Source organism: Infirmifilum sp. (assembly GCF_049970975.1).
In the GTDB taxonomy this organism is placed as follows: Archaea; Thermoproteota; Thermoprotei; order Thermofilales; family Thermofilaceae; genus Thermofilum; species Thermofilum uzonense.
The window spans coordinates 1-9492 of sequence record NZ_JBMFLX010000046.1; the positions used below are offsets into that span (position 1 = coordinate 1).

Consider the following 9492-nt stretch of genomic DNA (forward strand, 5'->3'; position numbering starts at 1 on the left):
GCGCTCTCGCCGTTGAAGCGGAGATGAGTATGGAGGAGCGCAGGCAGGTCGAGCCGGAGGTGAGGGTCCCGTCCCTTAAGGGGCTCCAGCGCTCGGCGTCTCCCTGGACTGGGTGGCTAGAGCCCCAGCCTAGCAGAGAGGGTTTCCTCCGTGGAGCTCGTCGGCGAGGAGGAGCTGAGGGTCACCTTCAGTGATATAATTGGGGTAGATTACCCGTCCGTCGAGGAGGCAATATCCTACGTGCAAAGGGAGATTGGTGACTGCCTAAGGGAGGATGCCAGGGACTTGAAGTGGCTCGAGGAGATTCTGGGGAAGAGTAGGGCGACGTGCCACGAGCTCGAGTGCTTCGTTAACAGGGTTAAATCGGCGTGCAAAGAGAAGGGGGAGAGGCTGTCCAGGTCGGAGAGCGTGGCCATCTACACTGTGCCTAAAGCGTGGTAAGCATGTCCAATAGGAGGTACTTGATCGAGGCCAATGCACAGGATATTTCCCAGCGTTTCCACGAGATGCTCAGGCTGCTCGAGCTCACAGGCTTCACGCTGCAGCAGAGAGGGGCTACCGAGTTTGCTGGCGTAGCCGTGCTTAGTGGGGGGCAGGGACGCCTCAGAGCTGTGATTTGCGGCAGTAGGAGGGAGGAGCGCTACGAGATAACCTTAGACCTCCTCGACCCACCAGATCGGCACGTGCCCGAGAGGGAGTGCGATGCCGTGGCGCTGGGGATAGCCGAGCTGGTGGCGAAGGCCCTGGGACACAACGTGGAGGTAAGGTACCTCGGCTCCATTGCAGGGGCGCAGTCCTTCCGGGCGCCGAAGGGTGAGGTTCGTGTTAGGCGAGCGCTTTGCGGCTGAGGAGGAGTTCTTAGAGTTGGCGCTGGCGGTGCTCGGGCTGGCGCTCGTGTACTCGTACCCTGCTCTACCCCTTTTCGTTCCCGCACTCATTGCTGTAGCCTCCGCCTTTGTGCCGCATGAGCTAGCCCATAAGTACGTGGCTGAGAGCATGGGGCTAAGGGCTGGTTTCCGTCTCTCGCCGTTCATGCTCCTCGCCTCAATAGCCATCTGCCTACTTACAGGCGGCTTGGTGAAAGTGGGCGCTGCAGGCGCGGTGGTGGTCGAGGGCTGGGCCGCCCCCGAGGATGAGGGCCAGATCGCGGTGGCAGGCCCCCTCGCGAACATAGCGGTTGCGGCGTTCGCCGCTAGCCTCTCGCCTGCGTCCCCCCTCCTAGCACTAGCCGCGCTCGTGAATTCCGGTCTAGCGGTCTTCAACCTCTTGCCCTTCCCGCCCCTTGATGGCTACAAGGTCATGAATTGGAGCAGGGAGATCTGGGCAGCAGCCTTCGCGGCAGCCATCTTTTGCGCAGTGATAGTCTCTCTGGTTACTGCCCAGAGCGCAGTGGGGTGGTTAGTGTGGCCTTAAAGCAGCTCTTAGAGCGCTTCTCATCCTTGCTGCGATTCGGGCCTAGGAAAAGGGAGCAGGCGTTGCCGTTCATTATCTGCCAGGCTCCTGACCAGCTGCTGGAGGTAGCGGAGAGAGCTAGGAGCCTGGGCGCGGGGGTAGTCGCGCTCGTGCCTGCTGCGCCTAAGCCTCCCGCGCGGCTAAGCTTCCAGAAGAGGGATAGAGGTAGCTCGGTTTTTGCGATACCTTCACCGACTCTTGTGGAGGCGGCTAGGAGCATCCCGGTCATCCTAATCAGCGGGCCAGAGGCCGTAGTGCTACTAAAGGCTCTCAAGCTGCCGCTGAGGCCGGGCCTCTACGAGGCCGAGGCGCGCCTGGTCGAGAAACCAGAGCAGCTTGCAAAGCCCGTCTCGGAAATGACGCGTGCATGGCCCTATGTGGTTGCCGTCTGCCCCGAGGGTCGCTGCGAGGATCTCCAGAAGGCCGGTGCAGTGGTGGTAGAGGCTGGGAACGTCCTTGGAGTTCTAGGAATTCGGAGGGTTGTGTGAATGGAGCACTGGTCGTTTCAAGGCATCCTGCTTAGGATCTCCGCAGTAATTCTGATACTGCTAGCCGTCTTCGACTTGACCAAGCTCGGTTTGCTCGCGGTATTCGTATCGATAGCCGGCGATACCGTGAGCATACTGCCCGAGCCTCTTCGCTCTGCCTTCAAGCTCCTCGTCTCGGTTTCGCAGGCGCTCTTGGCCATCGCTGCTGCCTTTTCAGCCATCGCTATGGCAGTTGCCGTTCTCCTCCTGCGCTTTGCCGGAAGAGTCGAAGCGGGCCTCGTGACGGCCGCCGAGCGAGACATGTGGCTAATCGCGCTGACCGTTCTAGCTGCCCTTTCAGCCCTTCTCCACAAGTGGCTGTACTTGGCGGCTTTTATTGCCGCACTTATTGGCTCTGCCACTATAAGCCTCAGCAATAATCTGTAGATTCTTAGTTCTAAATTTTCTTAAAGCAGAAGCTTTCAGCAAATGCCCTTCTGTTGTGTCTGCAGAGGCCATGCGGCGCTGTTTATAGCTTTTTCATATATGAGCCCTAATCAAGCCTAAAACTCGCTCCTAGACTCTCGGTGATTTTTTGAGAGAATCTATGCACCTGAACAATCCCCTTATGCCGCTTTCACTTCCTCGGAACCATCTCTTTGCTTAGAAGGGTTTTGAGAGATTGATGCTAGAGCTGGCCAGCTTCACCATTAGCGGCTCACTGGTTAAAATGCGCTTCTTACTGTAGCTTACGCACGTTACTGCCTACGTTTCCGTAACGCTGAGTTCGGGCAGAAGGGACAGCGTAGGAATCCGTAGTGCTCAAGAAACCCTTTTGCGCATTCTTCACAGAAGATATGGTCAGGGTTTACACTGCACTCATAGTAGACGCCCCCTCTCCTTATAACTCGATCCTGATGAATCACGCACCTAAGAACGGGCTCGTTTGGGTAAGTTATCTTCTGACTTTGCTGTAGCTGGCGCTTTTGTTGCTCAGGGAAAACTGGTACTGGTGGAGGTGAAGGAGGTCTCATAGCCCAGAGCCTGAAAAGCACGCTTGCAAGGTAAACGGTGAGTACAAGATAACCAGCCAATCTAATAATGAAGAAAAATAAAAAGAAACCCATAATGAGGGATAGCGGTATTAATATTTTTAAGAATTCGTCGGAATCCGATTCTATGAAGTCCTCCAAGATAGGCCCCATACTGACGATAGCTATTACGAGTAGAAGTAAATCTCCGAGGGCATATAACGGGATCTTGGGAGATTTCCAAGCTTCAGGGAATGCTACAAGAATGAAATAAGGGAGAGGATAGTTAAAAAAGTCCCAGAACATTAGAGGTGGTATGAGCATTATTAAAAGAATGATTGCTATAGCTAGAAGTAAGTTATTTCTCACCGCAGACCGCCCACAGGCACTCATGTGGGTGCGACTCTGATACCCTGATTGCGACCCCCTCCCTGTACGACTCTCGAGGGTTAAGCGATGTTTTCACGAGTAAAACGTGCCACTTGGGCACTTGCCCGTGCGCTAGGAAAGATACCGCTGCCTCGAATGCCTCTAAGGCAGCCCTCCTTGCCACTTCTATCACGGCTGGCGCGGGGGTGGAGGGGTGCCGGTAGCGATGCTCGTCCCCGCAGACGGGACAGCGGAACTTGACAAAGAGCCCTGCCTCACTTTGGACGAGCTCAACTTTCTCCTCGGGTTCCTCTCCGCTGCATCTTGTAACGAACATGGGCTCCTTGAGGTAGATCTTGAGGCAAGCTCCTGTTTTGGGGCACGTGGCTCCCATGTTGTAGCCAAGCGAGTCTGTCGTGAAGTCCGCCTCTTGTAAGGTACAGAGCCTGCAAGGCCCCTTCCGAGTGTCGGGGAAGAAGAATACGCCGACCTCGCCTTTCTCGCTGAACGCTGCCTCTAGGTACGGGACTCCCAGATCCATTGAGAGCCGTGTCGCGTAAAAACGAGCCCAGGCGTTATCCACAGCGGTAATTACGAGTTTCACTCCTTCAAGCGCATCAAGAAAACTCGTGCAGCCGCTCTCCGAGGGTTTCTCTATACACTCCCGGTAGAGCCTCCCCAAGTGCTCCGGGAAAGCCTCTACCTCAGCCCAAGGCCTGATCCCGAGGATGTACTCCCTTAAAGCGTGAACCTTGAACTTCCCGACGTCTCTCAGAGTTAACCCCTCATACCTCTCGAGGTTATGCGGCTCCACTATGTCTCCGTCCACTAGAACTATTTGGGAGACTCCGGCACGTGCAAGCCATACAGCGAGAGCAGACCCTATCGCTCCGGCTCCCACGATGCATACCTTGCTATCGAGAAGATTCTCAACCCTCTCTCTGTCATACCGCTGTACCCGGTCAAAATACCTCTTCTTTTCCTCGGGAGTCATCCCCGCTCCTTTGTTCCCGCTTTCCGTCATCTTTTTCCCCGTAGGATCGTACTCCAAGGAAATAAGCCCCTGTGTGATTTGCGCCTACGCGAGGTGGTCTCGGCAATTTTCACAAGTCTTGGGAGTAGTGAGTACTCTATGTACTCGGAGAATTCTCGGCTCTTCTCCGCAAGTAGGAGCATGTTTACGGAGAGCCTTCTAACTTCTTCCAGAAGCTCCGCGTAACCCTGCTCGCTCTCTTTCAGGCCTTTAGAGAGGGATGCAGGCGCGACTTCCTGTCCGTCGAAGACGAGGGGGTCGTAGCTAATAAGCCTGTACTCTACTTTTCGCAGGTCACCGCCTTCGACAGCATAGTGGGATACCTCTTTGCTGTAAGGATCAACTACCGCGAATATGAGGTAGGGATTTCTCAGCTGCTCAGCGGTAGACTTATCGAGAGACGAGAAGAATTGCGCCCCTCCCGGCCAATTGTGTGTGTGCACAATAACGGTGACGAGGAGCCGGGTACCTAGCTTTTCTCCAATAGCTTTCTCTAAAGATATGAGGTGTTCTAACGGGATCCTAGCATAGGCGGGCCCTGCTTCGTATCTATTAAGAAGAACCGGGATTAGCGCGAGCACTTCTACGCGATTCCCTAGAGATGGTTTGAGGCCCCCCAGCCACACTCCCGCGGCCTCGACCTTCTTGCGTAATGCCTCTTCAGCGATCAAGTCGATAAAGCCCAGGAAAGAACACTCGGGGTAGATTACGAGGATTTCCGACATATTACCGCCTAAGCTCGGGACAAGTATAGCCAGTTTCCTTTCTTATGAGTTTGAGAATAGAATGCAGGAAAGTCTCGAGGCTGGGCTGGCCGTGATGAGGGGGGCACACAAACCTGTACGTTCTCTCCCTTAACTTCTTCTTATTGTTGAGCAATCGGAACCAATTGATTATCCGTTGCAAATCTTCAGAAACCCACAGCTGGACTGGGTTCTCGCTGTCAGGTACAGGAGGTATCACGATTAAAGCCTTAAAGCCGCAAAACTCCCCTTCCCAAATCCATTCCGAGGATATAGAGCCTTCAATTGGACTAAACCCCAGCTTTGCAAGCTCTCCGGCGTACTTTTCCTTGAGTTTGAGGAAAGGGTCAGAAAGCCCTCGCCTTGCTCCCCCGAGATCTACCTCTCTGGGAGAAGCGGGTATGATTCTTGTCTCCGCGTAGCCACGGGGGAAAAGCTCCCCTAGGGAGCGATCCCAGGGGAGCTCTCGGTCGAGCGAATCCTTAGGTGTGCCAGAAGCATTCCCGGGGTCTATGCTTGCGAGAACGTCTCCCAGCGTCTCCCGCGATTCAACTACAAGGCGGTAGGATCTTCCAGTACCGGAGATACGAATGTCCAGGAAAATGTAGTTGGGAGGCAGGAGCACCTTGATGCGGACGTATCTCCCGTCTCGGAAAAGGTGATCGAGAGGGACGTCTAATGGAAGACGGTCCCCGTTTCTATCGAGCACGGCCGCGGTTCTTACCCTTAACTCCCTTGAGAGAACCTGGCCGAGAGTTTCGCTTCCTTGAGCGGTGATCTCGAGGCCTCCTAATCTCTCTTCTACTCCTAGGGAGCTTTTCCTGAATATTTCGACCCAGATGTAGTAGCCCTCGGCTTCCTGCCGGGTTTGCATCTGGCTTTCAGTCAGATGATCAAACGGTTATATTTAAAACTTTTTACTAAGAGGGAAAGCCGCGACCTCCTGTCTCGCTGACGCCTGGATCGACGAGGAGCTGTGCAGAGGAGCTGCGGAGAGGGTGCTGGGGTTCGCGAAAGGGTAGTTTAGGGAGTTAGGCGTCACTTAGCGTCGCTTGAAAGCAGGCTGAGAGTGCTGCTCGCGGTGGTTTACAGGAGCTTCACGCGGGGCGACTGGAGGGAGGAGAGCCACGTGGACTTCCCCGTGGTAGCGGAGGGCCTGCCCTGCACTTACCGGGAGAGGTGGGACCTTCTCTTCGCGGTGGTCGAGGGCTGGAAGGGGTCTGTGAAGCCCGCTGGGGAGCCCGTTAAGGCTGCGGTCCGGGTCTTGGAGGTCTCGGCACCCTCTTTGAGGCCGGGCTCCTGGGGCAGGCTGAGGGTGAAGGTAGGGGCAGGGGGTATGGTACTCGTCTCGGTTGAGGGGGACGTGAAGTGCCTCTTAGCTGATAGGCAGGTGGAAGGCGAGGGCGTGGTCGAGGTCGCCGTGAAGCCGAAAACAGCGGGCGAGGTACCGGTGAAGGTCGTCGTCGCCCTTAACATCTTCGAGGACGCGCTTCAGCGGGCCAGCGAGCTCGGGATGGCCACGGACTACGGCAGAGTGCTTAAGAGCAAGGAGTAGGGGCCTTTGAGGCTGAGAGGGCTCTTACGGGCGCGGTTCAGGTTTATAGGGCTCGGAGCTCATCGTTAAGCTAGAGGGTGGGCGCATTGTCCTCGAACCAGCCGCGGCTAAGCTCTTCGTGAGTTTAGGCGGGGACGAGCTTGAGAAGATCCTGCAGGAGGCTAAGGAGCCCTCGGGAGGGCTGCAGAGATTAAAGAAAGGCTATGTTGAAGTCTCTATCAATGGAAGAAGTAGGACGGTCACGGAGAAGCTGGGAAGGGGGGGATAAGGCACCTTGAGCCGAGGAAACCTTGTAGTTGGGGTAGCTGCATAAGTGCTACGCGGTGTCTATTCGTGAGTTTGAGCAAAAGTTTATATTCCAGGGTTGCGTTATCCTTCCACGATGAGTAATAAGGGTAAAGCCGAGCCCAAGCTGGGGTTCATGGAGGCTGTGCTACTCTATGTAATGTGCAAGGAGGCCATCAACAATAAGAGTAAACTAAAGGAAGGTTTCACGGTGAAGGAGCTCAGCAAAATACTGATGAAATCTGAGTCTAGAATCCGGTACCTACTCAACAGGCTCAAGGAGAAAGGATTCGTGAGCGACATTCCAATAGAGTTTGGGGAGGGGAGACCGTTTTATGTCCTGGGCGAGCCGTGGACAGGGGGGATAAGCCCGCTGTTTGAAGACTTCTCACGTGAAGTCATTGAGAAAATAGTGGTTCCCGGAGGGGGGGTCGAGAAAAAATGGTACCTCAAAGTTTTACCTGAAGATGGCAAAAGCATAGCAGAGGAGGTTCTTAAAAGGTTGAGGAAAGCATGAATGCTAGCCAAACTATGAAAACCTACTTTTTTTCTGAGTACATTAAAAGATACAAAGTGCTTGAGTTAGAGTACTTTGATGGGTCTTTGACTCCTCCATACCCTTACGCTCATATGAGAGTGCAAGTTACTGACATGGCTTACGACAAGGTCTATCTAACCATCAAAGATACGACCGGGAAGAGGCTGCACGGGGAGCTTAAATTCTCTAATGGCCTCAAACCATTTACCTCTTCCTCAGTAGCAATAATACTACCTGATAAAGAGGAACCGCTTATGCGGTTTTTCTCTTTTAACATGCCGAACGAAAAACTCGAGGTCTTTATACTCAAACATTTTCAAAATTTTCACAAAATTCCTCCAGAAATTTGTGTTGAACCGCGACAATGTACCATCCTCTCTTGCACCCCGCCCCTGCGGGAGTACATCCGGGGAGTTGTAGGACTCGCGAAGAAGCTGGACAAAGGAGTATTCCGAGTACGCACGCTTGATATGCTCGGGGCAAGGGTCGAAGTGAGTGCCGACCGCGATCCCCATGACAAAGAGAACATAGAGGTCAGAATTTATCTGCCTTGGAATAAAGTAGTAAAGGCCACAGTCAAGGGGATTCTGAGAGAAGGACTGGAGGGAGTCCCGATGGTCGAGTGGCAGGTGTGGAGCTATGACCGACGAGTGGCGCGTTATCGTTGACTTAGGAATACCCGCAGAGGTTCTAGGCTTTCTCCCTAACCTGAAGGCTGATTCCCTTAGTCAACCCCTCCTGGAGAGCTGGGAGCAGGCTCTGAGAGCTATTAAAAATAATGGGGCAGTAGCTGCGATCCCTGTTTTGAGCGAGGCTGGCGCGGACGTTGCTCTACCCGGGCTCGAGCCTAAGGAGACCGTGGCGATACTGACGCCCCTGGTGAACCCCCCAGACTGCAGCCAGGTGGACAGCGAGGGGGATCTTGTTCGGGAGCTATGCCCCACCAGGGGCTACGAATGCCTTAATAGCATGCTCAAGAAGCTGGCAGAGGTATACGCCGGAGTAGTTGTAGACCTCACGGACTTCTATGAATTCTCAAGCGAGCATGGCTACTTCAGCTGCGTTTGTGAAAAGTGCATGAAAGAGTACGAGGGCGAGCTGAGGGAGGTCATAAAGGATAGCGAGCGCGAGCTAAAGGAAGCGTCTTCAGGAGCTCTCTCTCCCGAGGACGTTCTAGAAAAAGTGCAAGCGGGAGCCCTGAAAATCCTGGTTAAAAGCAAGAGCGAAGATGGTTATATACCACACCAGGTTATGCCCACTCATAATCTTTCAAGGCTTTTGAAAATAGTAGAGGCTTCTGCCCCCGACGCTTCTCGTGAACAGGTAGCGTGCGCTTACCTCTTCGTCAAAGCTAGGGATAGGGTGTGCGCCAAGTTCGTAGGCAAGGCGCTTAAAGAAGCTGGAGGCAGCTACTCAGCCGTCGCGGTCGAAAGCGATATCCACAGTATCGTGGGGTGCTCCGCCCGTGGCTTCATAGAGCAAGGTTTAGAAGTGTGGGTCGGGAGGCTGGTGTCGGAGTACCAGGGTGCCACTATCAGGTTCTACAACCTGCCTCGCTGCCGCTACCTGGTTAACTCGTTCAACTTCCTCATCTGGCACTACCTGGAGCTCTTGAAGCTGCAAACCCCCCTAATCGAGGTCTCTAGGCAGAAGCTCATGAATGCGTGGCAGCAGCTTAGCGCGGCTGTTTCGACGTACTGGAGGCCCGCGAGCAAGCCGCCCAGCGGCATGAGGTACGCCTTGCTCGGGTGGCCTCCTGAGGCCTTGACGTTCATGCGACTAACCGTTGAGCACCTAGTCTACAGGTACGATACTCTTCTTCAAGCACTCGAAGCACAGGATCTTCTAGATAGAGAGGGCGACCTCTTAATGGGGGCGCCTTAACCTCCGAGCGCCGCCACCTCCTCGACCGCCCCCTCCGCCTCGTGCTCCGAAAGCATCAGCAGCGCGAAGCCGCCTCTCAGGTTCACACGCCCGGCGAAGAACCTCGCGAAGTCGACTAGCTTGAAGAGGTCGGCC

General features: G+C 54.6%; 15 protein-coding genes. 11 read left to right on the forward strand and 4 right to left on the reverse strand.

Annotated elements, in window-relative coordinates; all coding sequences use genetic code 11:
• From ACP5KC_RS06945 to ACP5KC_RS06970, 6 genes are all read left to right on the forward strand, one after another.
• A partial coding sequence (locus ACP5KC_RS06945) for a hypothetical protein (protein ID WP_428287053.1) occupies positions 1-194 on the forward strand: 194 nt, incomplete at its 5' end.
• Positions 151-441, forward strand: coding sequence for a hypothetical protein (locus ACP5KC_RS06950; RefSeq protein ID WP_428287054.1), 291 nt, complete (start codon positions 151-153; stop codon positions 439-441). The genes ACP5KC_RS06945 and ACP5KC_RS06950, both read left to right, overlap by 44 nt.
• A 2-nt stretch (positions 442-443) precedes the next feature.
• The gene (locus tag ACP5KC_RS06955) at positions 444-848 is read left to right on the forward strand and encodes a hypothetical protein (RefSeq protein WP_428287055.1); all 405 of its coding nucleotides are present in this window, start codon (positions 444-446) and stop codon (positions 846-848) included.
• Positions 823-1413 (forward strand): site-2 protease family protein, encoded by a 591-nt coding sequence (locus ACP5KC_RS06960; protein ID WP_428287056.1) that lies wholly within the window; start codon positions 823-825, stop codon positions 1411-1413. Before ACP5KC_RS06955 ends, ACP5KC_RS06960 begins: the two co-directional genes overlap by 26 nt.
• Entirely contained in the window at positions 1395-1940 is a 546-nt protein-coding gene (locus ACP5KC_RS06965; RefSeq protein WP_428287057.1) for a hypothetical protein, read from the forward strand. Before ACP5KC_RS06960 ends, ACP5KC_RS06965 begins: the two co-directional genes overlap by 19 nt.
• Positions 1941-2366, forward strand: a complete 426-nt coding sequence (locus ACP5KC_RS06970; RefSeq protein ID WP_428287058.1) for a hypothetical protein — start codon at positions 1941-1943, stop codon at positions 2364-2366. It abuts the gene before it with no gap.
• 311 nt (positions 2367-2677) lie between these two features.
• Here ACP5KC_RS06970 and ACP5KC_RS06975 read toward each other — a convergent pair whose 3' ends face one another.
• The 4 genes from ACP5KC_RS06975 to ACP5KC_RS06990 are packed head-to-tail and all read right to left on the reverse strand — an operon-like array spanning position 2678 to position 5969.
• Positions 2678-3319 (reverse strand): hypothetical protein, encoded by a 642-nt coding sequence (locus tag ACP5KC_RS06975; RefSeq protein WP_428287059.1) that lies wholly within the window; start codon positions 3317-3319, stop codon positions 2678-2680.
• Positions 3309-4370 (reverse strand): HesA/MoeB/ThiF family protein, encoded by a 1062-nt coding sequence (locus ACP5KC_RS06980; protein ID WP_428287060.1) that lies wholly within the window; start codon positions 4368-4370, stop codon positions 3309-3311. Before ACP5KC_RS06980 ends, ACP5KC_RS06975 begins: the two co-directional genes overlap by 11 nt.
• Positions 4340-5077 (reverse strand): hypothetical protein, encoded by a 738-nt coding sequence (locus ACP5KC_RS06985; protein ID WP_428287061.1) that lies wholly within the window; start codon positions 5075-5077, stop codon positions 4340-4342. The genes ACP5KC_RS06980 and ACP5KC_RS06985 overlap by 31 nt, the downstream gene beginning before the upstream one ends.
• A 1-nt stretch (position 5078) precedes the next feature.
• A complete protein-coding gene (locus tag ACP5KC_RS06990) occupies positions 5079-5969 on the reverse strand; it encodes a hypothetical protein (protein WP_428287062.1) in 891 nt (296 codons plus the stop codon).
• 195 nt (positions 5970-6164) lie between these two features.
• Between ACP5KC_RS06990 and ACP5KC_RS06995 the strand changes: the two genes are divergently transcribed.
• The 5 genes from ACP5KC_RS06995 (at position 6165) to ACP5KC_RS07015 (ending at position 9357) form a co-directional block, all read left to right on the forward strand.
• On the forward strand, positions 6165-6650 hold the full coding sequence (locus ACP5KC_RS06995; RefSeq protein WP_428287063.1) for a hypothetical protein: 486 nt from the start codon (positions 6165-6167) through the stop codon (positions 6648-6650).
• A 118-nt stretch (positions 6651-6768) separates the two neighbouring features.
• Positions 6769-6918: a hypothetical protein gene (locus tag ACP5KC_RS07000; protein WP_428287064.1), complete on the forward strand. Its 150-nt coding sequence runs from the start codon at positions 6769-6771 to the stop codon at positions 6916-6918.
• Between the two features lie 114 nt (positions 6919-7032).
• A complete protein-coding gene (locus ACP5KC_RS07005; protein WP_428287065.1) occupies positions 7033-7452 on the forward strand; it encodes a hypothetical protein in 420 nt (139 codons plus the stop codon).
• Between the two features lie 14 nt (positions 7453-7466).
• The gene (locus ACP5KC_RS07010; protein WP_428287066.1) at positions 7467-8141 is read left to right on the forward strand and encodes a hypothetical protein; all 675 of its coding nucleotides are present in this window, start codon (positions 7467-7469) and stop codon (positions 8139-8141) included.
• On the forward strand, positions 8113-9357 hold the full coding sequence (locus ACP5KC_RS07015) for a hypothetical protein (protein WP_428287067.1): 1245 nt from the start codon (positions 8113-8115) through the stop codon (positions 9355-9357). Before ACP5KC_RS07010 ends, ACP5KC_RS07015 begins: the two co-directional genes overlap by 29 nt.
• Positions 9358-9492: the final 135 nt, after the last annotated feature.